Origin of the sequence: Pseudokineococcus lusitanus, assembly GCF_003751265.1 — a bacterium.
Lineage (GTDB): Bacteria > Actinomycetota > Actinomycetes > Actinomycetales > Quadrisphaeraceae > Pseudokineococcus > Pseudokineococcus lusitanus.
Genome location: NZ_RJKN01000011.1, coordinates 36,017 through 58,805, shown reverse-complemented (window position 1 = coordinate 58,805; position 22,789 = coordinate 36,017). Strand labels below are relative to the sequence as shown.

At 77.8% G+C, this 22,789-nt stretch carries 21 protein-coding genes; 6 read left to right on the top strand and 15 right to left on the bottom strand.

Annotated elements, in window-relative coordinates; all coding sequences use genetic code 11:
• Nucleotides 1-18 precede the first annotated feature (18 nt).
• Together EDC03_RS16550 and acnA are read right to left on the bottom strand one after the other, a co-directional pair.
• On the bottom strand, nt 19-384 hold the full coding sequence (locus tag EDC03_RS16550; protein ID WP_199720357.1) for a putative quinol monooxygenase: 366 nt from the start codon (nt 382-384) through the stop codon (nt 19-21).
• On the bottom strand, nt 377-3,196 hold the full coding sequence (gene acnA, locus EDC03_RS16545; RefSeq protein WP_123381364.1) for an aconitate hydratase AcnA: 2,820 nt from the start codon (nt 3,194-3,196) through the stop codon (nt 377-379). Before acnA ends, EDC03_RS16550 begins: the two co-directional genes overlap by 8 nt.
• Before the next feature lie 250 nt (nt 3,197-3,446).
• Here acnA and EDC03_RS16540 point away from each other — a divergent pair, with 250 nt between their 5' ends.
• Nucleotides 3,447-3,647, top strand: coding sequence for a hypothetical protein (locus EDC03_RS16540; RefSeq protein WP_123381363.1), 201 nt, complete (start codon nt 3,447-3,449; stop codon nt 3,645-3,647).
• A 42-nt stretch (nt 3,648-3,689) separates the two neighbouring features.
• Here the strand turns inward: EDC03_RS16540 and EDC03_RS16535 are convergent, their stop codons facing one another.
• Both EDC03_RS16535 and EDC03_RS16530 read right to left on the bottom strand, forming a co-directional pair.
• On the bottom strand, nt 3,690-5,054 hold the full coding sequence (locus EDC03_RS16535; RefSeq protein ID WP_123381362.1) for a class I SAM-dependent RNA methyltransferase: 1,365 nt from the start codon (nt 5,052-5,054) through the stop codon (nt 3,690-3,692).
• Nucleotides 5,051-7,120, bottom strand: coding sequence for an APC family permease (locus EDC03_RS16530; RefSeq protein ID WP_123381395.1), 2,070 nt, complete (start codon nt 7,118-7,120; stop codon nt 5,051-5,053). Before EDC03_RS16530 ends, EDC03_RS16535 begins: the two co-directional genes overlap by 4 nt.
• A 92-nt stretch (nt 7,121-7,212) precedes the next feature.
• Between EDC03_RS16530 and EDC03_RS16525 the strand changes: the two genes are divergently transcribed.
• Nucleotides 7,213-7,875, top strand: a complete 663-nt coding sequence (locus EDC03_RS16525) for a potassium channel family protein (RefSeq protein ID WP_123381361.1) — start codon at nt 7,213-7,215, stop codon at nt 7,873-7,875.
• 83 nt (nt 7,876-7,958) lie between these two features.
• The gene (locus EDC03_RS16520) at nt 7,959-8,642 is read left to right on the top strand and encodes a potassium channel family protein (RefSeq protein WP_123381360.1); all 684 of its coding nucleotides are present in this window, start codon (nt 7,959-7,961) and stop codon (nt 8,640-8,642) included.
• Nucleotides 8,643-8,713: 71 nt separating this feature from the next.
• Here EDC03_RS16520 and EDC03_RS16515 read toward each other — a convergent pair whose 3' ends face one another.
• Genes EDC03_RS16515 through dut form a run of 4 tightly spaced genes read right to left on the bottom strand, consistent with a single transcriptional unit; the run spans nt 8,714 to nt 11,521 of the window.
• On the bottom strand, nt 8,714-9,562 hold the full coding sequence (locus tag EDC03_RS16515) for a DUF3159 domain-containing protein (protein WP_123381359.1): 849 nt from the start codon (nt 9,560-9,562) through the stop codon (nt 8,714-8,716).
• Nucleotides 9,559-9,948, bottom strand: a complete 390-nt coding sequence (locus EDC03_RS16510; RefSeq protein ID WP_123381358.1) for an OB-fold nucleic acid binding domain-containing protein — start codon at nt 9,946-9,948, stop codon at nt 9,559-9,561. The genes EDC03_RS16515 and EDC03_RS16510 overlap by 4 nt, the downstream gene beginning before the upstream one ends.
• Nucleotides 9,948-10,928 carry a DUF3710 domain-containing protein gene (locus EDC03_RS16505; RefSeq protein WP_241967238.1) on the bottom strand — a complete coding sequence of 327 codons (981 nt, stop codon included), beginning with the start codon at nt 10,926-10,928 and terminating at the stop codon, nt 9,948-9,950. The genes EDC03_RS16510 and EDC03_RS16505 overlap by 1 nt, the downstream gene beginning before the upstream one ends.
• Nucleotides 10,925-11,521 carry a dUTP diphosphatase gene (gene dut, locus EDC03_RS16500; RefSeq protein ID WP_123381357.1) on the bottom strand — a complete coding sequence of 199 codons (597 nt, stop codon included), beginning with the start codon at nt 11,519-11,521 and terminating at the stop codon, nt 10,925-10,927. Before dut ends, EDC03_RS16505 begins: the two co-directional genes overlap by 4 nt.
• 96 nt (nt 11,522-11,617) lie before the next feature.
• Here dut and EDC03_RS16495 point away from each other — a divergent pair, with 96 nt between their 5' ends.
• The gene (locus EDC03_RS16495) at nt 11,618-12,133 is read left to right on the top strand and encodes a DUF3093 domain-containing protein (protein WP_199720356.1); all 516 of its coding nucleotides are present in this window, start codon (nt 11,618-11,620) and stop codon (nt 12,131-12,133) included.
• 95 nt (nt 12,134-12,228) lie between these two features.
• Here the strand turns inward: EDC03_RS16495 and EDC03_RS16490 are convergent, their stop codons facing one another.
• Complete coding sequence (locus tag EDC03_RS16490; RefSeq protein ID WP_123381356.1) at nt 12,229-12,531, bottom strand: DUF4193 domain-containing protein; 303 nt, start codon at nt 12,529-12,531, stop codon at nt 12,229-12,231.
• An 809-nt stretch (nt 12,532-13,340) separates the two neighbouring features.
• Between EDC03_RS16490 and EDC03_RS16485 the strand changes: the two genes are divergently transcribed.
• Nucleotides 13,341-13,526, top strand: coding sequence for a hypothetical protein (locus tag EDC03_RS16485; protein WP_123381355.1), 186 nt, complete (start codon nt 13,341-13,343; stop codon nt 13,524-13,526).
• 106 nt (nt 13,527-13,632) lie between these two features.
• Here the strand turns inward: EDC03_RS16485 and EDC03_RS16480 are convergent, their stop codons facing one another.
• Nucleotides 13,633-14,508: an inositol monophosphatase family protein gene (locus tag EDC03_RS16480; protein ID WP_199720355.1), complete on the bottom strand. Its 876-nt coding sequence runs from the start codon at nt 14,506-14,508 to the stop codon at nt 13,633-13,635.
• Nucleotides 14,505-15,626, bottom strand: coding sequence for a ferrochelatase (locus tag EDC03_RS16475; RefSeq protein ID WP_422393837.1), 1,122 nt, complete (start codon nt 15,624-15,626; stop codon nt 14,505-14,507). Before EDC03_RS16475 ends, EDC03_RS16480 begins: the two co-directional genes overlap by 4 nt.
• Before the next feature lie 270 nt (nt 15,627-15,896).
• On the opposite strand from EDC03_RS16475, the gene sepH reads away from it, so the two are divergent.
• The gene (gene sepH, locus EDC03_RS16470) at nt 15,897-17,216 is read left to right on the top strand and encodes a septation protein SepH (protein WP_158674344.1); all 1,320 of its coding nucleotides are present in this window, start codon (nt 15,897-15,899) and stop codon (nt 17,214-17,216) included.
• Nucleotides 17,217-17,416: 200 nt separating this feature from the next.
• Here sepH and EDC03_RS16465 read toward each other — a convergent pair whose 3' ends face one another.
• The 4 genes from EDC03_RS16465 to EDC03_RS16450 all read right to left on the bottom strand — a co-directional run bounded on the left by EDC03_RS16465 (nt 17,417) and on the right by EDC03_RS16450 (nt 22,785).
• On the bottom strand, nt 17,417-18,115 hold the full coding sequence (locus tag EDC03_RS16465; RefSeq protein ID WP_123381352.1) for a thymidine kinase: 699 nt from the start codon (nt 18,113-18,115) through the stop codon (nt 17,417-17,419).
• 70 nt (nt 18,116-18,185) lie between these two features.
• Nucleotides 18,186-19,328 carry an alkaline phosphatase family protein gene (locus EDC03_RS16460; RefSeq protein ID WP_123381351.1) on the bottom strand — a complete coding sequence of 381 codons (1,143 nt, stop codon included), beginning with the start codon at nt 19,326-19,328 and terminating at the stop codon, nt 18,186-18,188.
• On the bottom strand, nt 19,325-19,936 hold the full coding sequence (locus EDC03_RS16455; protein WP_123381391.1) for a DUF5998 family protein: 612 nt from the start codon (nt 19,934-19,936) through the stop codon (nt 19,325-19,327). Before EDC03_RS16455 ends, EDC03_RS16460 begins: the two co-directional genes overlap by 4 nt.
• 140 nt (nt 19,937-20,076) lie before the next feature.
• The gene (locus EDC03_RS16450; RefSeq protein WP_123381350.1) at nt 20,077-22,785 is read right to left on the bottom strand and encodes a bifunctional acetate--CoA ligase family protein/GNAT family N-acetyltransferase; all 2,709 of its coding nucleotides are present in this window, start codon (nt 22,783-22,785) and stop codon (nt 20,077-20,079) included.
• Between the last annotated feature and the right edge of the window lie 4 nt (nt 22,786-22,789).

Sequence of the window (22,789 nt, the reverse complement as noted above, 5' to 3'; positions counted from 1 at the left end):
GTCGGGCGGGTCGCGCGGTCAGGGCAGCGCGACGACCTCGGTGAACGCCACCTCGGTGGAGATGACGACCTTCTCGGCCACCGCGGCCCACCGCGCGTAGTGCGCGGAGCCCTGGTGGTCGACCTCGAAGGCCTCACGGCTCGCGTACGCCTCGTGGAAGGAGAAGCGCAGCGGGTCGTCCGAGTGGCGCGACACCGTGAAGCCCAGGCAGCCCGGCTCGTCCCGCACCGAGCAGCGCGCGTCGTCGGCGATGCCGGCGAGGAACTCCTCGACGCGGTCCTCCCGCACCTGCACCGTCGCCCAGAGGACGAAGGTGCCCGGCGGGAACCCGCCCGGCTGGTCGGCGCTCTCCGTCAGCCCGGCGGGCGTCCCGCCGTCAGCCACGCCCGGCCCCCAGGAGGGAGCGCAGGACGTACTGGAGGATGCCGCCGTTGCGGTAGTAGTCCGCCTCGCCCGGGGTGTCGATGCGCAGCCGCGCGTCGAACGCCACCTCCTCGCCGGACTCCTTGCGCGCCACGACCCGCAGCGTGCGCGGGGTCCGGCCCTCGTTGAGCTCCGTGACGCCGGAGACCGAGAAGGTCTCCGTGCCGTCGAGCCCGAGGGACGCGGCGTCGGTGCCGTCGGGGTACTGCAGCGGCAGCACGCCCATCCCGATGAGGTTCGAGCGGTGGATGCGCTCGTAGCTCTCGGCCACGACGGCGCGGACGCCGAGCAGCCGGGTGCCCTTGGCCGCCCAGTCGCGCGACGAGCCGGAGCCGTACTCCTTGCCCGCGAGCACGACGAGCGGCGTGCCGGCCGCGGCGTAGGCCTGGGCGGCGTCGTAGATCGTCGTCTGCGCGCCGTCCGCGGTGAAGTCGCGGGTGAAGCCGCCCTCGACGCCGTCCAGCAGCTGGTTGCGCAGCCGGATGTTGGCGAAGGTGCCGCGGATCATCACCTCGTGGTTGCCGCGACGGGAGCCGTAGGAGTTGAAGTCCTTGCGCTCCACGCCGTGCTCGGCGAGGTAGCGGCCGGCGGGGCTGTCGGCCTTGATGGAGCCGGCCGGGCTGATGTGGTCGGTGGTCACCGAGTCGCCCAGCTTGGCCAGCACCCGCGCGCCCTCGAGGTCGCCGACCGGCGACGGCTCCACGCCCATGCCCTCGAAGTACGGGGGCTTGCGCACGTAGGTCGAGGCGTCGTCCCAGTCGAACGTCCGACCCGTCGGCGTGGGCAGCGACCGCCAGCGCTCGTCGCCCGCGAAGACGTCGGCGTAGTCGGTCGTGAACATGTCGGTCGTGATGGAGCCCGTGACGACCTCGTCGACCTCGGCCGCGTTCGGCCAGATGTCGCGGAGGAAGACCTCGGTGCCGGACTCGTCCGTGCCGAGCGGCTCGGTCTCCGGGTCCCAGTCCATCGTCCCGGCCAGCGCGTAGGCGATGACCAGCGGCGGGCTGGCGAGGTAGTTCATCTTGATGTCCGGGTTGATCCGGCCCTCGAAGTTGCGGTTGCCCGACAGCACCGAGACGACGGCGAGGTCCGCGTCGTTCACGGCCTGCGAGATCTCCGGCGCCAGCGGGCCGGAGTTGCCGATGCACGTCGTGCAGCCGTAGCCGACGAGGTGGAAGCCGAGCTTCTCGAGGTAGGGCGTGAGGCCGGCGCGGGCGTAGTAGTCCATGACGACCTTGGAGCCCGGCGCCAGCGACGTCTTCACCCACGGCTTGGCCGTGAGGCCGCGCTCGACCGCCGCCTTGGCCAGCAGCGCCGCCGCGACCATGACGGTCGGGTTCGACGTGTTGGTGCAGGAGGTGATCGACGCGATGGCGACGTGCCCGTGGTCGAGCTCGGTCCGCGTGCCGTCGGCGAGCGTGACGGGCGTGCGGCGCGAGGCACGGCGGGTGGCGGTCGGCGTCTCGACGGGCTCCCCGTCCGTCCCCGACGCCGACGCGGTGGGCGCGTCGCTCGCCGGGAAGGTCTCGGCGAGCGCCTCGTCCTGGGCGCTCTCCGGGGCGTCCTGCGTGGCGTAGGCGCCGAGGGCGCCGCGGAAGCCCTCCTTGGCCTCGGACAGGGCCACGCGGTCCTGCGGGCGCTTGGGGCCGGCGATGCTCGGGACGACCGTCGAGAGGTCGAGCTCGAGGTACTCCGAGTACTGCGCCTCCCGCGACGGGTCGTGCCAGAGGCCCTGCTCCTTGGTGTACGCCTCGACGAGCGCGACCTGCGCGTCGCTGCGGCCCGTGAGGCGCAGGTAGCGGAGCGTCTCCTCGTCGACGGGGAAGATCGCGGCGGTCGAGCCGAACTCCGGGCTCATGTTGCCGATGGTGGCGCGGTTGGCCAGCGGCACCTGCGCGACGCCCTCGCCGTAGAACTCGACGAACTTGCCGACGACGCCGTGCCGGCGCAGCTGCTCGGTGATGGTGAGGACGACGTCCGTCGCCGTGACGCCGGCGGGGATCTCGCCGGAGAGCCTGAAGCCGACGACGCGCGGGATGAGCATGCTCACCGGCTGGCCGAGCATGGCGGCCTCGGCCTCGATGCCGCCGACGCCCCAGCCGAGCACGCCGAGGCCGTTGACCATCGTCGTGTGCGAGTCGGTGCCGACGCACGTGTCGGGGTAGGCGACGCCGTCGCGGTCGAAGACGACGCGCGCGAGGTGCTCGATGTTGACCTGGTGGACGATGCCGGTGCCCGGGGGGACGACCTTGAAGTCGTCGAAGGCGCCCTGGCCCCAGCGCAGGAACTGGTAGCGCTCCCCGTTGCGCTCGTACTCGATCTCGACGTTGCGCTCGAAGGCGTCCGGCCGTCCGGCGACGTCGATGACGACGGAGTGGTCGATGACGAGCTCGGCGGGGGCGAGCGGGTTGATCCGGGTCGGGTCGCCGCCGAGCTCGGCGACGGCCTCCCGCATCGTGGCGAGGTCGACGACGCAGGGGACGCCGGTGAAGTCCTGCATGACGACGCGCGCCGGCGTGAACTGGATCTCGGTGTCGGGCTCGGCCGACGGGTCCCAGCCCGCGAGGGCGCGCACGTGGTCGGCGGTGACGTTGGCGCCGTCCTCGGTGCGGAGGAGGTTCTCGAGGAGGACCTTGAGGCTGAAGGGGAGCTTCTCGGCCCCCTCGACGGCGGACAGCCGGTAGATGCCGTGCTCGGCGTCCCCGACGGCGAGGGTGCCGCGGGCGCCGAAGCTGTCGCCGGTGCTGCCCGTGCTGGTGGTCGTGTCGCTCATGTCGTCTCCCGTCGACGCTGACTGCGGGTGGCCAGGGGTGGCCCGGGACCGGCCGCGGGGGCCGGGCGGACGACGTCGCCGTCGTCCGCCGAAGTATCTTGACGTCAAGATACTAGTGCTGCCGGCCCACGGTGTCACGACCCGCCGCCGTCGGCCCCCGGCACGTCGCCGCCCGGCGCCCACGCCGGACCCGGCCTACCGTCGGGAGGTCGGGCCCGCCCCGGGCCCGGCAGAGGGAGGCCGAGACGTCATGAGCACGAGCACCCCCGAGCACGGGCAGGACGACGCCGCCCGCGAGGCCGTGGAGCAGGCCGAGCAGCACGACCCGGACGGCGACGCGGGCCAGCTCCACCCGCGGCACGACACCACGCCGAGCCACGACGGCGTGCTCGACGACACCGACCCGGGGCACGACCCCGACGGCGACCCCGAGGAGATGCCGGACCGCTGAGCCGGGCGGACGGGGCCGGCGCAGCCGCCGGCCCCGTCCGCGTCAGCGCGGCTCGAGCAGCGCCACCGACTCCAGGTGGTGGGTCTGCGGGAACAGGTCGAAGGCCCGCAGCCCGCGCAGCACGTACCCGTGGTCGGCGAAGGTCGCGACGTCGCGGGCGAGCGCCGCGGGGTCGCACGCCACGTAGGCCACGGCCCGCGGCCGCAGCGCCGCGACGGCCGCCACGACCCGCGCCCGGGCACCGGTGCGCGGCGGGTCGAGGACGACGACGTCCGCTCGCGGCTCGCCGTCCGCCTCGAGCCCCGCCCGCTCCTCGAGCACCCGCTCGACGGGCCCGTGCACGAGCGTGAGCCCGGCGACGTCGTGCAGGTTGCGCCGGGCGTCCGCCACGGCCCGCGCGTCCCCCTCGACCGCCGTCACGCGCCCCCGCTCGCCCACGGCCGTGGCCAGCGCGCGCGTGAGCAGGCCCGCGCCGCTGTAGAGGTCGAGCGCCGCCTCGCCCGGCCGGGGCGCCAGGGCCTCCAGCACCGCCGCGGTCAGCGCCTCGCCGGCGCCGGGGTGCACCTGCCAGAAGCCGGCGCCCGTGACGCGGAAGCCGCTCCCCCGCACCTCCTCGCGCACCCACGTGCGCCCGCGCACCCGGCTCACGGGGCCGGGCGGCTGCCGCGGGCCCCGCGGGGACGTCGTCGCCACCGACGTGGCGGCCGGGACGTCGGGCACGCGCGGCGGGCGGCGGGCGCCGGGGCGCGGCTCGGCGACGACGAGCGCGTCGTCGCCCGTGCCCGGGACGACCGCCTCGACGGAGCGCCACCCCGGCCAGCGGACGGCGGGGAGGCCGAGGTCGACGACGCCCGGCGTGGCGATGGGGCAGCGCTCCACGGGGACGACCCGGTGCTCGCGGTGGGCGCGGAAGCCCAGCCGGCCGCCCGCGTCCACGGCGTAGGCGACACGCGTGCGCCAGCCGAGGCCGCGGGCGGCGTCCTCCGGCGTCGTCCCGGCCGCGGCGGGGACGGGGACCTCCTCCACGCGGGCGTCCACGTCGAGCCCCGCGAGCCGGTGCATCTGCTCGCGGAGCACGTCCGCCTTGAGGCGTCGCTGGGCCGCGAGGTCGACGTGCTGCCAGTCGCACCCCCCGCAGCCCCCGGGTCCCGCCACGGGGCACGCCGGGGCGACCCGGTCGGGCGAGGCCTCGAGCACCTCGACGGCGTCCGCGCGCCAGAAGCCCGCCCCGTCGGCGGCCTCGGTGAGCCGGGCCACGACGCGCTCCCCCGGCAGCGTGTGGCGGACGAAGACGACCCGGCCCTCGAGCCGGGCGACGCAGTGGCCGCCGTGCGCCACGGCCCCCACCTCGAGCTCGACGAGGCGGCCGCGCGCGCCCTCCCCGGGCGCCGTCGCGTCGTCGCTCACCGCCGCACCTCCGGGCCCGGCCCGCCGCCGTCGCGCTCGTGGACGCCGCCGACCCCGCCGACGGTGCCCCGGCGCACGTCGCCCGGCGCCGCCACGCGGTCGTCGACGTCGGCGCCCTGGGACGAGGCGAGCTGCCACGGGACGCTCGCGACGACGACCCCGCGGATGAAGTGCAGGCGGGACTTGAGGCGGAGCGCGCTCTGGTTGTGCAGCACCTGCTCCCACCAGTGGCCGACGACGTACTCGGGCACGTAGACGACGACGAGGTCGCGGGGGTTGTCCCGGCGGAGCGCCCGGACGTGCTCGACGACGGGCCGGGTGATCTCCCGGTACGGCGACTCCAGCGCCGTCAGCGGCACGGGGATGCCGCGGGCGTCCCAGGCCCGCTGCAGCGCCCGGGTCTCCTCGGCGTCGACCGCGACGGTCAGCGCCTCCAGCGACGACGGCCGGGTGGCCCGCGCGTAGGCGACCGCGCGCAGCGTCGGCAGGTGGAGCTTGGAGACGAGGACGACCGCGCGCACGCGGCTCGGCAGGAGCTTGCCGCCCTGCAGCTCGTCGGGCAGCGCCAGCTCCTCGGCGACCCGCCGGTAGTGCGTCTGCACCCCGCGCATGAGGACGAAGAGCACCGCCATCGCGAGGATGGCGATCCACGCGCCGCGGGTGAACTTCGTGAGGAGGACGACGACGAGGACCGTCCCCGTGAGCCCGAGGCCGACGGCGTTGACGGCCCGCGAGCGCAGCATCCGGGACCGGGCGGCGGGGTCGCCCTCGAGCCGCAGGTGGCGGTTCCAGTGCCTGACCATGCCGAGCTGGCTGAGGGTGAAGGAGACGAAGACCCCGACGATGTAGAGCTGGATGAGCCGGGTGACCTGGGCGTCGAAGGCGATGACGAGGACGACCGCCGCGCCGGCCAGCAGCAGGATGCCGTTGGAGAAGGCCAGCCGGTCGCCGCGCGTGTGGAGCTGGCGGGGCAGCCAGCCGTCGCGGGCGAGGATCGAGCCGAGCACCGGGAAGCCGTTGAAGGCCGTGTTGGCCGCCAGCACGAGGATGAGGCCGGTGGCGGCCGTCACGACGAAGAAGGCGAACGGCGCGCTGTCGAAGACCGCCCGGGCCAGCTGGCCGATGACGGGGTCCTGGACGTAGCCGTCGCCGACGGGCACGCCGTCGCGCGACAGCTGGGTGGCGGGCAGCTCGGCGAACTGCAGGCCCGTGACGTTGGCGAGGACGATGACGCCCATGAGCAGCGTCACGGCCGTGGCGCCGAGCAGCGCGAGCGTCGTCGCGGCGTTGCGGCTCTTCGGCTTCTCGAAGGCGGGGACGCCGTTGCTGATGGCCTCGACGCCGGTCAGCGCGGCGCACCCGGACGAGAAGGCGCGCATGACGAGGAAGGCGCCGACGAGGCCCGTGAGGCCCTCCTCGTAGCCCGGCTCCGGCATGAGCTCGAGCGAGGCGCTCTCGACGACCGGCGTGTCACCGGTGAGGACCCGGAAGGTGCCCCACCCGAGCATCGCGAGCATCGAGGCCATGAAGACGTAGGTGGGGACGGCGAAGGCCGTCCCGGACTCCCGGACGCCCCGCAGGTTCATCGCCATGAGGAGCAGCACGAGCCCGACGGCGAGGCTCGTCTCGTGGCCGCGCAGGAAGGGCAGCGCGGAGGCGGCGTACTGCGCCCCCGACGAGATCGACACCGCGACGGTGAGGACGTAGTCGACGAGCAGGGCGCTCGCGACGACGAGGCCGGCCCGGGGGCCGAGGTTGGTCGTGGCGACCTCGTAGTCCCCGCCGCCCGACGGGTAGGCGTGGACGTTCTGCCGGTACGAGGCGATGACGACGACCATGACGACGACGACCGCCACGCCGATCCACGGCGAGAGCGTGTACGAGGCCACGCCCGCGATGGCCAGCGTCAGGAAGATCTCGTCCGGCGCGTACGCCACGGACGACAGCGCGTCCGAGGCGAACACCGGGAGCGCCAGCCGCTTCGGCAGGAGGGTGTGGCCGAGGCGGTCGCTGGAGAAGGGCCGGCCGAGCACGAGACGCTTGGCGCCGTCGGCGATGTGCTGCACGGCGTGATGGTAGGAGCACGCGCGGGCGACGCCGTGCGGGCCGCGGGCGGCGTGCACCGGACGGGGGCGCGCCGCGGCGGTAGCGTCCGGGCGTGCACTTCGTCGTCATGGGCTGCGGCCGCGTCGGCTCCACGCTGGCCCTCGAGCTGTCCCGCCGCGGCCACGGCGTCGCCGTCGTCGACCAGGACCCGCAGGCGTTCCGCCGGCTCGGCGACGACTTCGAGGGCCGGACCGTCAAGGGCGTCGGCTTCGACCGGGACGTCCTCCGCGAGGCGGGGACCGGGGAGGCGTACGCCTTCGCGGCCGTCAGCAGCGGCGACAACTCGAACATCCTCGCGGCGCGGACCGCCCGGGAGGTCTTCGGCGTCGAGCACGTCGCCGCCCGGATCTACGACTCGGCGCGCGCCGAGGTCTTCGAGCGGCTCGGGATCCCCACCGTCGCGACCGTCCGCTGGACGGCCGACCAGATGGTCCGCCGGCTGCTGCCGCGCGGCGTCGTCCCCGACTGGACCGACGCCACGGGTGCGGTCCACCTCGCCGAGGTGGCGGTGCCGCCGTCGTGGGCGGGGCACCGCCTCGTCGACCTCGAGCGCGCCACCGCCACGCGCGTCGCCTTCGTCACCCGCCTGGGCGCGGCGCGGCTCCCGGGCCCGGACACCGTGCACCAGGACGGCGACGTCCTCCACCTGCTCGTGCCGGACGACCGCCTCACGGCGGTCGAGAAGGCGCTCGACGCGGGCCCCGAGCCCGGCTGAGCCCGCCGCGCGGCGACGCCCGACCCGACCGCCCGACCCGACCGCCCGGCCCGCCGGGACCTGCGACCACCCGAGGAGCCACCGTGCGCGTGCTCATCGCCGGTGCGGGCAGCGTGGGGCGCTCCATCGCCCGCGAGCTGCTGGCCAGCGGCCACGACGTCCTGCTCGTCGACAAGAACCCCGACAACGTCGGCCGGGCGTCGGTGCCCGGCGCCCGCTGGCTGCTGGCCGACGCCTGCGAGATCGGCTCGCTCGGCGAGGCCGGGCTCGAGAGCACCGACGTCGTCGTCGCCGCGACGGGCGACGACAAGGCCAACCTCGTCGTGTCCCTCCTCGCCAAGACGGAGTTCGGCGTGCCGCGGACCGTCGCGCGCGTCAACAACCCGAAGAACGAGTGGATGTTCGACGAGGCGTGGGGCGTCGACGTCATGGTCTCCACGCCGCGGCTCATGACGGCGCTCGTCGAGGAGGCGGTGGCCGTCGGCGACGTCGTCGAGGTCTTCTCCTTCCGCGGCGGCTCCCGGCTCGTCGGGTACACCCTCCCCGACGACGCCGACCTCGCCGGGACGCCCGTGGGGGCGATGACGTGGCCGCCGGACACGGTGCTCGTCGGCCTCGTCCGCGACGGGAGGCCGCTGGCGCCCTCGGAGGACGACGTGCTCGAGGGCCGGGACGAGCTGCTCCTCCTCGTCGGCGAGGAGGACGCCGAGCAGCTCCACGCGCTGCTGCGGACGGGGCGCCACGCGCAGGGCACCGCGGGCGCCTGACGCCCGGCCCCACGACGACGGCGGCCGCACCCCCCGGGGGATGCGGCCGCCGTCGTCGTGGCGGGGAGCGGTCAGCGGCCGGCGACGTCCTCGGGCCGCGTCGCCGGCACGCGGCGGACGAGCACCCACGTCACGTACGCGGCGAGGCCGAAGAGCGGGAAGCCCATGAAGAGGCGGGCGACGCCGAGGGCGCCGACGGCGTCGGCGAGGTACAGCGGGCCCTGGACGAGGAGCCGCAGGACGAAGACGGAGATCCACACCCAGGTCACCTGGACGTAGACCCGCAGGCGCCGGGGGTCCTGCTTCCACGCGAGGCCCTCGCCGGTGACGAAGCCGAGGGCGAGGCCCAGCACGGGCCACGGGCCGGCGGGCACGCGCCGCCGCCCCTGCGTGAAGGGGACGCGGAAGCCCGGCGTCGGCAGGGTCGAGACGGCGTAGACGGCGGCGTAGACGACGTTCGTCAGCAGGCCGAGGGCGAAGAAGTCGCGGGCCTCGCCCGTCCGGGACGCCACGAGCGCGCACACGGCGACGCCGACGAGCCCCGACAGCGCCTGGTTGGGCGAGCTGCGGGTGACGACCCGGGCCAGGACGAGGACGACGGAGGCGCCGACCGCGGCGAGGCCCGCCGTCCGCAGGTCCCGCGTGAGCGAGAAGACGGTGACGAAGACGAGCGTCGGCAGCGCGACCTCGGCGATGCCGCGGGGCCCGCCGAGCGCCTCGGCGACGGAGAAGTCGGGGCCCGCGACGGCCGCGAGGCCGGAGCGCGCCGAAGGGCGCCCCGTCGTGCCGGCCGGCCCGGCCGCGCCGTCGGCGCCGGGGGCCGCCGCCGCGGCGACCGGCTCGGGGACGTCGCCGTCCCCGCCGCGGCCGCCGTCCGGGGCGCCGGGCGCTCCCCCGTGCTCGGGCGCGGGGCCGCTCACGGGGCCTGGTGCGCGGGGGCGCCCGTGGGGACCAGCTCGTAGCGGGGGTTGTACATCACGGCGTGGTGGTCGACGACGCTGACGAGCCCCTCGACCTTGATGCGGCGGCCCGCCTCGACGCCCGGGATCTCCCGGCGGCCGAGCCAGATGACCGACAGCGTCCCCGACCCGTCGAAGACCTCCGCCTCGAGGGCGGGGGTGCCCGAGCGCGGCCGCAGCGTGACCCGGTGGAGGGTGCCGCAGACACGGGCCCGGTGGCGGTCGCCGAGCGAGGCGCAGGGGCTGCCGCCCTCGCGGGCGGACTCGGCCTGCTCGGCGGCCGCGTGCATCTGCTCCCGGCTGCCGTAGCGGGTCATCGCGCCGCGCAGCCCGGCCAGGGCGCCCATCAGCGACGCTCCGTGATCTCGGGGCCGCGGCGGAAGGGGTCGAGCGGGCCGAGCGGGTCCTCGCCGTCCGGCGTGCCGGGGGGCGGGGCGCCGACGTCGCCCGTGGGACGCACGGGGGCGTCGGGGCCCGCGGCGTCGGCCGGGGCGGCCTCGGCGGGACCGGCGGCCGCGTCCGCCGCCCCGTCGGCGGGGGCGCCGTCGGGACGGGCCCCGGCCGGCCGGGCCTGGTCCTGCGGCGGCAGCTTGAGCGGCAGCAGGTCCCGGGGGGCCATCGCGTCGGCGCCCCGGACGACGACGACGCCGCGCAGCAGCCGCTCGAGCGGGGCCCACGCGGCCGGGTCGACGGCGGCGCGGCCGCCGACGACGGCCCGGACGAACCAGCGGGGGCCGTCGACGCCCGTGAAGCGGACCGCGCGGGCGCCCGTGCGGCCGTCCTCGGTGCGCATCGGCAGACGGGCCAGCAGCTCGGGGCCGAAGGGGCCCTCGCCGTCCTCGGCCGCGCCGCCCTGGCGGGCGACCTGGCTGCGGATCTCGGCGCGGACCTCGTCCCAGATGCCCTCGGTGCGCGGGGCCGCGAAGGCCTGCAGCTGCAGCGTGGAGCCGGCGAGGACGACGACGGCGCCGATGACGCGCTGCGTGCCCTCCTCCATCTCGAGGCGGAGCTCCATGCCCTGGACGGCCGGCAGGCGCAGGGCGCCCAGGTCGACGCGCGGGCGGGCGGCCTCCTCCTCGGAGACCTCCTCGGCGTCGAAGGGGCCCTCGCGGCGACGGCGGGCCTCGCGCGCCAGCGCGGCGGTGCGCTGCCGCTCGGCCTCCGCCTCGGCGGCCACCGCGGCGGCGCGGTCGGCCACGGCCTGCGCGTCCTCGAGCTCGTCCGTGCCGGCGGCCGCCGCGTCGGACGACCCGGGCGCCCCCTCGGGAGCGGCCTCCGCCGGGGCGGCGGCCTCCTCGCGGTCGGCCTTGCTGCGACGCCACTTCACGGCTGCTCCTCCCCGGGGACGCGCTGGTCCCCGGTGGTCGACATCTCGGTGCTCGTCAGCGGTCCCCCGTCGGGGGTCGTCCGCGGTCCCACGGTGGCACGGCCGTCGCCCGGGGGCGACCAGCCGCCGGTGGACCCGTGCCCGCCCTCCCCGCGCGGCGAGGGCGGGAGCTCGTCGACGACGACGAGCTCGGCCCGCGCGACGCGCTGGACGACGAGCTGGGCCACCCGGTCGCCGCGGCGGACGGTGAAGGCGTGCTCGGGGTCGGTGTTGAGCAGGGTCACCATCACCTCGCCCCGGTACCCGGCGTCCACGGTGCCGGGCCCGTTGAGCGTCGTCACCCCGTGCCGGGCGGCGAGCCCGGACCGGGGGTGGACGAAGCCGGCGTAGCCCTCGGGCAGCGCGAGCGCCAGGCCCGTCGGCACGGTGGCCCGGCCCCCGGGCGGCAGCTCGACGTCGTGGCGGGCCAGGAGGTCGGCCCCGGCGTCCCCGGCGACGGCGTAGCGCGGCAGCGGCAGGTCGGGGTCGAGACGGCGCACGCGCACGGGCACCACCTCGGGCGCCGCCGGCGCCCCCGCGCCCTCTGCCTCCACGGGTGGGAACCCTAGCCCCGGGGCGCGCGAGGTCGGCCCGAGGTCTGCCCGAGGTGCGCGCGAGGTCCGCCCGGGCGGCCGTGGGACGCTGGGCCGGTGGTGAGGGGCAGCAGCACGGACGGCACGGACGGCACGGGCAGCACCGGCGGGACCGGCGGCGGCACGGCCCCCGGGGCGGCCGCCTACCGCGAGCGCGTGCTCCCCTCGGCCGGCAGCTGGGTGGCGGCGCCGGCGCTGGCCGCCCTCGCCGGCCTGGCCGCCGGACCGCTCGGCGTCGGCGTCGTCGCCGTCGTGGTGGTCGTCGTCGCGGGGGTCGTCGCGGCGGTCCTCCTCGCGTGGAGCCCCGTCGTCGAGGTGGCGGACGGCGAGCTGCGGGCGGGGCGGGCGCGGATCCCGTTGGCCGAGCTCGGCGCGGCCACCGGCTACGACGGCGAGGACGCCCGGCAGCAGCGTGGGCCCGCGCTCGACGCGCGCGCGCACGTGCTCATGCGGGGCTGGGCCGACGGCGTCGTGCGCGTGGAGGTCACCGACCCCGACGACCCGGCGCCCTACTGGCTCGTCTCGACCCACCGCCCCCGCCGGCTGGCCGCCGCGCTGCAGCCGCGGGGCTGACGGGACCCCCTCCACCGGGCCGCGCCTCCCCCGGACGCACGACAGCCCGGGCGCCGGCGGGTGCCGGTGCCCGGGCCGTCGCCCGTGCGGCGTCGTCAGGCCGCGCACTCCGTGCAGACGAGCCGGCTCGCCGTCGACTCCGGCGAGAGCTGGCTGCGGTGGTGGACGAGGAAGCAGGACGAGCAGGTGAACTCGTCCGCCTGGCGCGGGAGGACCCGCACCGACAGCTCCTCGTTCGACAGGTCGGCGCCGGGGAGCTCGAAGCCCTCGGCCGCCTCCGTCTCGTCCTCGTCCACCTTGCCGGAGCTCTGGTCGGCGCGGCGGGCCTTGAGCTCCTCGATGGAGTCCTCGTTGAGCTCGTCGTCGGTCTTGCGCGGTGCGTCGTAGTCGGTGGCCATGTCGCCGGTTCCCCTCGTGTCCCTCGTGTCGCTCGTGCTGCTCGCCTGGCGGCGCCCTGGTGCTGCTCTCGTGCCCGGTGCCGTGGGGGCCTCGTGCCCGGCCCCGCGCCACCGCTCCCCACGCTCGCTGCGCACGGTGCTGCCCGGTGACGCTCAGTACCACCCGCACCGCGCGTCCGCAGCACGGCGGTCGACGGCGGGCCGTGCGGGGCCGTGTCCTCGACCACCTGCGGCGCGGGCCGGGCGGGGTGGCGTGCCGCGCGCGTCCCCACGGGACGGCGTCGCGGTCGGGCACCCCTGCCCTCGGACGCCAGAACGTCCGGGGGGCGCCGGTCATGCCCGCGGGCGCGGGCGTGCGGCGGCCGTCCGGACGGCCTGGACGAGGGCGCATCATGCACCACCCGGAGGGCGCCGTCCCGCCGGTCCCCGCGGACGCCAGGGGGCCGTCCGCCGCACGTGACCGCGCCGTGCCCGGCCCGTGACCGCGCCGTGACCGCGTGCGCCCCGGGCGGTCGTCGCGGCCGTCCCCCGGCACGGGGCGGGCGGCGCCGGGGCGGCCGCCCCCGGCCGGAACGACGGGGCGTCCCCGGAGGTCCGTGCCGGGCCCGTCGGGGCCCCGGTGACGCCCGCGCGTCGGGCCGGTGTCGGCCGGGTGTCGGGCGGTCGGACACCTCCCCCGGGCCCGCGGCCGTGGTGCGGTCCGTCTCCGGGCGCCCCCGCGCCCGTCTACGCTCGGGCCCGCAGCCGGCTGCCGCCGAGCTGACGACGGCCGCGCGGCACCTGCCGCGCCCGCCCGCCCGGAGGTGCGCATGAGCGAGTTCGCGAGCAACGTCCACGAGAGGGTCCGAGAGGCCCGCAGCGCCCTGGACAGCGCGAGGGCCGAGGGCGACGAGTACCTCGTGTCCGTCCACACCGGCGAGCTGGAGTCCCTGGCCCGCCTCGCCGAGGACAACGACGTGGCCCTCCCCGGCGCCGCGTCGGGCGCCGGCGCCTGACCCGTCGGCCCGGCTCCGCCGGGCCCGGTCGGCCCCGCCCGTCCCGCACGACGAAGGCCCCCTCCCGCACCGGGAGGGGGCCTTCGTCATGTGCGGGCCCGGTGCCTCAGGGGGCGGGCTCCTCGGCCAGCGGGTCGAGGGCGACGAGGACGTCGCCGAGCTCGGCGACGAGGGCCGGGGCGGCCGCGAGGCAGAACTCCTCGGACGGCGCCGAGCCGGGCGCGAGCCCGCGGACGACGGCCCCGGCCTCGGCGGCGACGAGCGCGCCGGCCGCGTGGTCCCAGGGCTGCAGGCCCCGCTCGTAGTAGGCGTCGAGCCAGCCCGTGGCGAGGGCGCAGAGGTCGAGGGACGCGACGCCGGCCCGGCGCAGGTCCCGCACCCGCGGCAGGACGTCCGCCACCACCCTGGCCTGCGCCGCCCGGCGCTGCGGGGTGTAGCCGAAGCCGGTCCCGACGAGCGCCCGGTCGAGGGGGACCTCGGCGGGGCCGCGCAGCGGGGCGCCGTCGAGGCGGGCCCCGCCGCCGCGCGACGCCGTCCACGTGCGCCCGCTCACGGGGTCGTGGACGCAGCCGACGAGCGCCGTCCACGTCCGCGGGTCCGGTCGCTCGCCGGGCGGGCCGTCGCCGACCACCGCGGCGACGCTGACGGCGTACGTCGGCAGCCCGTAGAAGTAGTTGACCGTGCCGTCGAGCGGGTCGACGACCCACGTGACGCCGCTCGTGCCGCCGCTGGCTCCGCCCTCCTCGCCGAGGACGCCGTCGTCGGGGCGCTCCGCGCGCAGGAGGCGCAGCAGCAGCGCCTCGGAGGCGGTGTCCATGGCGGTGACGACGTCGGTGGCGCTCGACTTCGTCGACTGGACGCCGAGGTCCGCGGGCCGCTGGGTGGCGAGCAGCTCGCCGGCGGCACGGGCCACGCGCTCGGCGAGGTCGAGGAGCGTCGCCAGCTCCTCGGGGCCCGGCAGCGCCGTCGTCGCGGCGCTCACGCCCCGGCCCCGGCGAGGAGGGCCCGCGCCCCGGGCCAGTCGCGGCCGCAGGCGGCCGGCTTCGCCGCGCGCAGGTTCAGGCAGCAGCCGACGGGGCAGACGTCGTGCGAGGGGCCGGAGGGCACGGCGGACGGCCGCACCGGCGGCTCCTGCTCGCCGGCGGCGGCCCGGCTCGCCGCCGCGCGCTCGACGACGAGGTCGACGAGGCCCGCCACGAAGCCGGGCGCGACGCCGGCCGTGGCCGCGCGCTCCATCGGCAGGCCCAGCCCGTCGGCGGTCTCGCGCGCCTCGGTGTCGAGGTCGTAGACGACCTCCATGTGGTCGCTGACGAAGCCGATCGGCGCGACGACGACGGAGGGCACGCCGCGGCCGTGCAGCGCGGTGAGGTGGTCGTTGACGTCCGGCTCCGTCCACGGCTGGCTCGGGGGGCCGCTGCGGGAGCAGTAGACGAGCGCCTGCGGGAGGGCGGCGCCCGTGCGGGCGCGCACCCGCTCCGCGACGGCCTCGGCGACGTCCTCGTGCTGCCGCTCGTAGGCGCCGCCCTCGGGGCCGGCGCCGGCGGCCATGGCCGTGGGGATGGAGTGCGTGACGAAGACGAGCTCCGCGCCGTCGCGCACGTCCTCGGGCAGGCGCCGCCACGCCGCCTCGGCCGCGTCGGCGTTGGCGTCGACGAAGCCGGGGGCGTCGAAGTAGTGGCGGATCTTGTCGACCTCGAGGTCGCGGCCCTCGCCGGCCAGCGTGACGAGGGCCTCGGCGAGGTCCTCGCGGTACTGCCGGCAGCCCGAGTAGGAGGCGTAGGCGCTCGTCGCGACGACGACGACGCGACGGGCGCCGCCGTCGTGCAGGTCGCGCAGCGCGTCGGTGACGAAGGGCGCCCAGTTGCGGTTGCCCCACGCGACGGGGACGTCACCGAGGCCACGGGCGGCCAGCTCGCCGCGCAGCGCCGCGAGGAGGTCGCGGTTCTGGTCGTTGATGGGGCTGCGCCCGCCGAAGTGGTGGTAGTGCTCGGCCACCGCCTCGAGGCGCTCGTCGGGGATGCCTCGGCCGGCGGTGACGTTGCGCAGGAACGGCATGACGTCGTCGTGGCCCTCGGGGCCGCCGAAGGAGAGCAGGAGCACGGCGTCGTAGGGGGCGAGGGGACCACCGGCGCCGGTCCCGCCGGGGCCCGGCGCGGGGGCCGGGGCGGGGGGCGCGGTCGTCGGGGCGGGGGCGTCGTCGGCGTGGTCGTCGGGCACGCCCCCATGGTGCCGGGCGCCCCGCTCCCCCGCGCGCGGCGGCGCCGCGCCACCGCGCCTGGGCCACCGCCGGGGCCCGAGGTGGCAGGCTGCCGCGCAGCGACCGCCGGCGACCGCGCACGAGGGCCGGCCGACGACGTCGAGGAGCGACCCATGCAGGACCTGACGCTGGTCGGGACGGACGAGGACCCCGCCCGGGGCCCTCACCTCGTCCTGGCGGCCGCGGACGGCACCCGGTTCCGCCTGCGCGCGGACGACGCGCTGCGGCTGGCGGCCCGCCGCGGCCCCGGCGCCCCGCCCGCGGGCGCCCCCGCCCCGGCGGCCCTCACCCCCCGCGAGGTGCAGGCCCGCCTGCGCGCGGGCGAGGACGCCGAGGACATCGCCGCCGCGAGCGGCACCGACGTCGCCCGCGTCCGCCGCTACGAGGGCCCCGTGCTCGCCGAGCGCGCGCACGTGGCCGCCCGTGCCCGCGCCCTGCCGGTGCGGTGGCGCGACGGCTCCGGCCGGACGCCGGCGCTCGAGGAGCTCGTGGCCGAGCGCCTCGCCACCCGTGGCGTCGCCGAGACGGCGTGGGACGCCTGGCGGCGCGAGGACGGTGCCTGGCTCCTGCAGGCCGCCTTCCGCGCCGGCACCCGCGAGCGCCGCGCCACGTGGGCCTACGACGCCCAGCGCGAGCACCTCGAGCCCCTCGACGACGAGGCCCGCTGGCTGTCCTCGGTGGGCGCCGCCGAGCCGACCCCGCCCCCGGGCGGGGCGCCGCGGCTCGCGGCGGTGCGCGACGACGACGCGCCGGGACGGGGCCCCGCCGTCGACGAGCGGGTCTACGACGTCGACGGGGACGGGACGACCCGCCGGACGGGCGACGAGCAGCCCGAGGGCGCGCAGGACGTCGACGACGTCGACGACGGGGCCGACGCCGCCGAGGCGGACCGGCGCGAGCGGGCCGGGCGCACCCTCGACCTCCTCGACCACCTGCGGGGGCGCCGGGGCCGGCGCCAGCCGCTGGCCGACCCCGAGGACCCGGACGACGAGGAGCTCGAGGCCCTCACGTGGGCCGAGCTGGAGGCCCTCACCTCCGGTCGCGGCGAGCGCGACGGCGCCGCGACGCCCGGCGCGGAGGACCCGTGGGACGCCGCGGGCGAGCCGCCCGCCGCGCACCCGCCGGCCTCGCGGCCGGAGGAGGCGACGGACGCCACCGTCCTCGCGCCCGTCGAGCCCGCGGCCGGCCCCGACCCCGAGGAGCCGGCGGAGCCCGCCGCGGCGGCCGAGGAGCCCTCGCGGCGTCGTCGCCGTCGTCGCGGTCCCGCGGCCGCCGAGGACCCGGCGCCCGCCGACGGGGGCGTGCCGGGCCAGGAGGAGCTGCTCCCCGCCGACGCCGGCGCCGACCCGGCCGCGCCGAAGGCCCCCCGCCGCGGCGCCCGCCCCGGCGTCCCCAGCTGGGACGACATCGTCTTCGGCCAGAAGCGGGACTGACCCGCGCGGCCGGTCCGGCGCCGACGTCACCTGAGCGGGGCTCCCGAGGGTGACGTGGACGTCCACGTCGCCTCTCAGGGGCTCGCGACCGTGAAGGAGGCGTCCACCTCACCCCTGACGGACTCCCGAGGGTGGAGGAGGCGTCTCCTTCCCCCTCGGGAGCCGCCCTCTCCCGGCCCAGGGGGACGCCGGGGGCGACGTCACGCCGGGGCGTCGGGCCGTCCGGCGGGGTCGGCGTCGCCGAACGGCAGGACGTCGGGCGACAGGGCCGCCGCGTGCGCGGCGGCCGCCGTCTCGCCGCGGCGGTGGTGGCGGCGGCACAGCACCTCGTAGCCCACCTCTCCGGGGGCGGCGGCCGGGGAGCCGTCCTCCGCGACGTCGCCGACGACCACCTGGTCCCCCTCGAGGACCATCGCCCCGTCGAGGGTGCGGGCGTTGTGCGTGGCCCGTGCGCCGCACCAGCACAGCGCCTCCACCTGGAGCACCTGCACCCGGTCGGCCAGCTCGAGGAGCCGCTGCGAGCCGGGGAAGAGCCGGGTGCGGAAGTCGGTGGTGATGCCGTAGGCGAAGACGTCGACGTCCATCTCGTCGACGACCCGCGCGAGCTGCTCGACCTGCGCGGGCGCGTAGAACTGCGCCTCGTCGCAGACGAGGTAGTCCACCCGCGTGCCCTGCGTCCGACGCCGGGCGACCTCGGCCCAGAGGTCCGTGCCGTCGTGCACCTCGACGGCGGGGCGGCGGAGCCCGAGCCGGCTCGAGATGACGGCCTCGCCGGCCCGGTCGAAGCGGGTCAGCAGCAGGCCGCCCCGGCCCCGGGCGGCGTGGTTGTGGTCCATCTGCAGGGCCAGCGTCGACTTGCCGCAGTCCATGGTCCCGGTGAAGAAGACGAGCTCGGCCACGGGCAGCCATCCTGCCCCCTCGCCGGCCGGGGCCCGTCCAGGCGCGGCCCGCGACGGGGCCGCCGCGGGCTCAGGCGGCGCGCGGCCCGGCGACGAGCAGCGGCACGGCCACCTCGTCGCGCGTGCGCCCGCCGTGCATCCCCACGAGCCCCTTGAGCGCCGGCCGCTGGGTGCGCGAGTCGTGGACGCTCGTGCCGGCGGCGCAGGCCACGACGACGTCCCCGATCCGGGGCAGCACGTGCTCGGCCACCGGGCCGAACCACCCGGCCGCCACGGCCTCGGCGCGGAGCAGGACCTCGGCGCGGTCCCCCAGCAGCGCCCGCCAGCGGGCGGCCACGTCCTCGGCCCGGCCGGGCGCGCAGTAGAGCATCGGCGCCCGCGGCTCCCCGCCGGACAGCGGGACGTCGCGGGCCAGCTCGGCGTCGTCGGCGAGGTCGAGCCGTGCGGCGCCCCCCGGCACGTCGACCATGCCGTGGTCGGCGGTGACGACGAGGAGGGCGTCGGGGGGCAGGCGCCGCTCGAGCGTGCGGAGCGCGAGGTCGACCTCGGCGATCTCGCGGCGCCAGGCCTCGGTCTGCCAGCCGCTCTCGTGGCCGGTGCGGTCGACCTCGCCCCAGTAGAGGTAGACGAGGCCGCGCGGGGTGGCCCGCACCGCCCGGGCGGTGGCGTCGACCCGCGCGTCGAGGGTCCGCGCGCTGACGAACTCCGGGCCGCGGAGGGCGGCCTCGGTGAGCCCCGAGCCGGCGAAGTGGGCGGGCCCCACCTGGGTGCAGGCGACGCCCGCCGCGACGAGGTGCTGGAAGACGGTCGGCGTCGGCTGCCAGCGGCGCGGGTCGACGGCCGTGTCCCAGGCCAGCTCGTTGAGGAGCACGCCGCGGTCCGGGTCGAGGACGTCGTAGCCGACGAGGCCGTGGGCCCCCGGCAGCAGCCCGGTGCCGAAGGAGCCCATCGACGTCGCCGTCGTCGAGGGGTGGCCCGTGCGCAGCACGCGCCCGTCGCCGCGCATCTCGCGCAGCCGCCCCGCGTCGGCGCCCGCACCCGCGAGCTGGGCGTCCCCCAGCCCGTCGACGAGGACGACGACGGCGCGCGCCGCCTCGGGCAGCGCGAGGTCGACGGACCGCTGGGGCGCCCCGAGGGCGGCGGCCACGGCGGGCAGGACGTCGGACAGGGCGCCGTCGAAGGGCTCGTCGCCCGCGCCGGCGGCGGGGGTCACGCCGTGCGCGCGGCGCCGGCCGCCGCCCCGGTGGCCGCGGAGAGGGCGGCCGCGAAGCGCAGCGCCCGGGCGACGGCGTCGGCGCCGTCCGCCGCGGCGCTCACCCGCAGGACGACGTCGTCGCTGGCGAGCGACCCGCTGTAGCCGTGGTCGGCGTCGCACTGGGGGTCGGCGCAGGTGGCGGGCTCGAGGTCGAGCCGCTGGACGGAGCCCCAGCCGATCGTCACGGTGAGCTCGGCCACCGGGTCGCCGCCGTGGTACCGGTCCGGCCGCTGGACGACGTGCGAGAGGAGGACGGAGCGCACCTGCGCCAGCGGCACCGCCTCGGTGGACGCGGCGGCGGCGTGCGAGCGCGGCCCGGCGGTCTCCCCCGCGACGTCGGTGCCGTCGTCGGCGTGGGCGACGACGAGACGGGTCGGCGTGAGGACGACGACGGTGACGTGGCGGCGCACCTCGTCGCCGTCGAACGTCGTCTCCTGGTGCACGAGGTGGGCCGCGACGTCCTCGCCGCCGAGCGCCACCGCGAGGACGTCGGCGACGAGCGCCGGGTAGTAGCCGGCGTGCTCGACGGCGCGCCGCAGGTCCTCGGCCAGCGCGTCGCCCGGCACCTCGGCGGGGCCGCGCCCGGGGCGCGGGGAGCGGGGGGACCGGGGCGGTCGCGACGTCGGCACGGCGGCATCGTGCCACCTGGCACCGACGCCCCCGGTGCTCCCGACGCCGCGCCGGGGAGCGCGCGCCGCCGGGCGCCTCAGCGCATGACGCGGCGGGAGCCCGTGTCCGCGCGGCGGCGGTCGGTGCGCGCCAGGCGGACCCGTGCGAGGAGCACCTGCAGGCCCTGCTGGGAGACGACGACCGGCGTCAGCGCCATCTCGGCGACCTCGGGCAGGTCGTCGGCGAGGACGCTGACCCGGGCCAGGAGGTCCTCCAGCGCCGCGACGTCGAGCGGCGGCGACCCGCGGTACCCGAAGAGGCGCGGCGCGGCGCGCACCCCGCGGACGAGGTCGGCGACGTCGCCCGTCGTCAGCGGCGGGATGCGGTGGGCGACGTCCCCGAGCAGCTCGGACGCGTCGCCGGCGAGGCCGAAGGACACGACGGGGCCGAAGAGCTCGTCCTCCATCGTCGAGACCGTCACGGGCACACCGGGCGGCGCCATCCCCTGCACGAGCACGGGCTCCTCCCCCACGCCCGGCTGCGCGCGGAGGAAGGCCCAGTCGCGCCGCAGGTCGGCCTCGTCGTCCACGTCGGCGCGCATGCCGGCGAGGTCCCGTCGCCGGCGCAGCGCCCGGTCGGCGAAGCGCAGCGCCAGCGGGTAGCCCGTGCGGCTCGCCGCGGCGACGGCCTCCTCGACGTCGTGGGCGACGACCGACGGCTCGAGACGGACGCCGTAGCAGGCGAGCAGGCGGGCGGCCGCCTCCTGGCCGAGCTCGATCTGCACGAGGCCGTCGTCGTCGGCGGGCAGCCCGCGCAGGGCCTCCTCGACGAGCGCGCGGGCCGTCTCGGCGTCGACGCCCTCGGGCTGCACGCGCGGGCCGGCGTCGCGCTGGCGCCAGGCCGCGTAGCGGACGGCCGCCACGAGCGCCCGCACGGCGTCCTCCGGGCTGGGGTAGGACGGCACGACCCGCGTCTCCCCCGAGGCCGACGGCGCCGAGAGGGCCTCCTGCACACCGTGCATGCCGACGAAGCAGGCCACGGACGTCTTGTCGGACGCGGCGGCGGCCGTGGCCAGCCGGGAGGCCACGTCGGTGTCCACGCCGCCGACGGGCGGCGCGAAGCAGGCGACGACCGCGTCGACGTCGTCGCGCGCGTAGACCTCCCGGAGGGCGACCGCGCACTCCTCGGCGTCCGCCTCGGGGTGCACGGTGACCGGCGCCCCCGCCACGGCCAGCCCCTTGCCCTCGAGCGCCTCCGCGGCGAGGGTCCCCAGCGCGGCGGAGTTGCCGACGACCGCGACCCGCTCGCCCGCCGGCAGCGGCTGCGCGACGAGCAGCTGGGCGGTGTCGAAGAGCTGGTGGATGTTCTCCACGCGGATGACGCCGGCCTGGCGGAGCATCTCCCCCAGCGCCTCCCGCGGCGCGCGCGAGGTGCGGACGGCGTGGCCGGGCGGCGCGCCCGTCGACGAGCCGGACTTCACGACGACGACCGGCTTGACCGCCGCCAGCCGCCGCGCGATCCGCGAGAACTTGCGCGGGTTGCCGATGCTCTCGAGGTAGAGGCCGACGACGCCGGTGCGCTCGTCCTCCTCCCAGAACTGCATGAGGTCGTTGCCGGAGACGTCGGCGCGGTTGCCCGCCGAGACGAAGCTCGACACCCCGAGGCCGCGCCGGGCCGCCGACGACAGGACGGCGACGGCGAGGGCGCCGGACTGGCTGAAGAGGCCGAGCCGGCCGGCCGGGGGCAGGTCGGGCGCGAGCGACGCGTTCAGCCGCACCTCGGGGTCGGTGCTCAGCAGCCCCAGCGAGTTCGGCCCGACGACGCGCATCCCGTTGGCCCGCGCCAGGCGCACGAGCGCGCGCTGGCGCTCGAGGCCGACCGGCCCCGTCTCGGCGAAGCCGCTCGACACGACGACGACGCCGCGGGCGTGGACGAGCGCCGCGTCGCGCACGACGCCGAGGACGGCCTCCGCGGGCACGGCGACGACGACGAGGTCGACCGGCTCGGGGAGCACGCGGAGGCTGTCGTGGGTGCGGACGCCCTCGACGACGGGCGCCTCGGGGTGGACGGCGTGCAGCCGCCCGGCGTACCCGGCGGCGAGGAGGTTGGTGAGGACGACGCCGCCCACCGAGCCCGGCGACCGGCTCGCCCCGACGACGGCGACCGACCGCGGCGTCAGCAGCGCCCGGAGGCTGCTGGCCTCGGCGCGGTGCTCGCGCGCCGCCGTCACCGCGAGGGAGCGCTCGGTCGGGTCGATGTCGAAGCCGAGGCTCACGACGCCGTCGTCGTAGGCGTGCGTGACCTCGTAGCCCGCGTCGGTGAAGACGCTCGTCATCTTCCGGTTCTGCGGGAGCACCTCGGCGACGAAGCGGTCGACGCCGCGCTCGCGGGCGGCGGCCGCGAGGTGCTCGAGCAGCACCGAGCCCAGCCCCCGGCCCTGGTGGGCGTCGGCGATGTTGAACGCGACCTCCGCCGCCCGCCGGCCGGTGGCGCCGCCGGGCCCGGGGCCCTCCTCGGCGTCGAGGCGGTCGTAGCGGCCGATGCCGACGATGTCGTCGCCGATGGTCGCGACGAGCGCGACCCGGTCGGTGTGGTCGACCTCGGTGAAGCGGCGGAGGTCCCGGTCCGACAGCCGGGGCATGGCCGAGAAGAAGCGGAGGTAGACCGACTCCGGCGACTGCGCCACGTGGAAGCGCTGCAGCGCCTCGGCGTCGTCCGGGGTGATGGGCCGCAGGTGGGCCGTGCCGCCGTCGCGCAGCAGCACGTCGGCCTCCCAGTGCCGGGGGTACCCGGGCCGCGCCTCCACGTCC

Bases quoted from the DNA above. Each gene is read 5' to 3' on its own strand.
- EDC03_RS16490 (WP_123381356.1), bottom strand. From the start codon at position 12,531: ATGGCCACCGACTACGACGCACCGCGCAAGACCGACGACGAGCTCAAC.
- EDC03_RS16510 (WP_123381358.1), bottom strand. From the start codon at position 9,948: ATGGGCGCCCTGGCCGGGCTGCGCGGCGCGATGACCCGCTACGGCAGC.
- EDC03_RS16540 (WP_123381363.1), top strand. From the start codon at position 3,447: ATGAGCACGAGCACCCCCGAGCACGGGCAGGACGACGCCGCCCGCGAG.
- sepH (WP_158674344.1), top strand. From the start codon at position 15,897: ATGCAGGACCTGACGCTGGTCGGGACGGACGAGGACCCCGCCCGGGGC.
- acnA (WP_123381364.1), bottom strand. From the start codon at position 3,196: ATGAGCGACACGACCACCAGCACGGGCAGCACCGGCGACAGCTTCGGC.
- EDC03_RS16485 (WP_123381355.1), top strand. From the start codon at position 13,341: ATGAGCGAGTTCGCGAGCAACGTCCACGAGAGGGTCCGAGAGGCCCGC.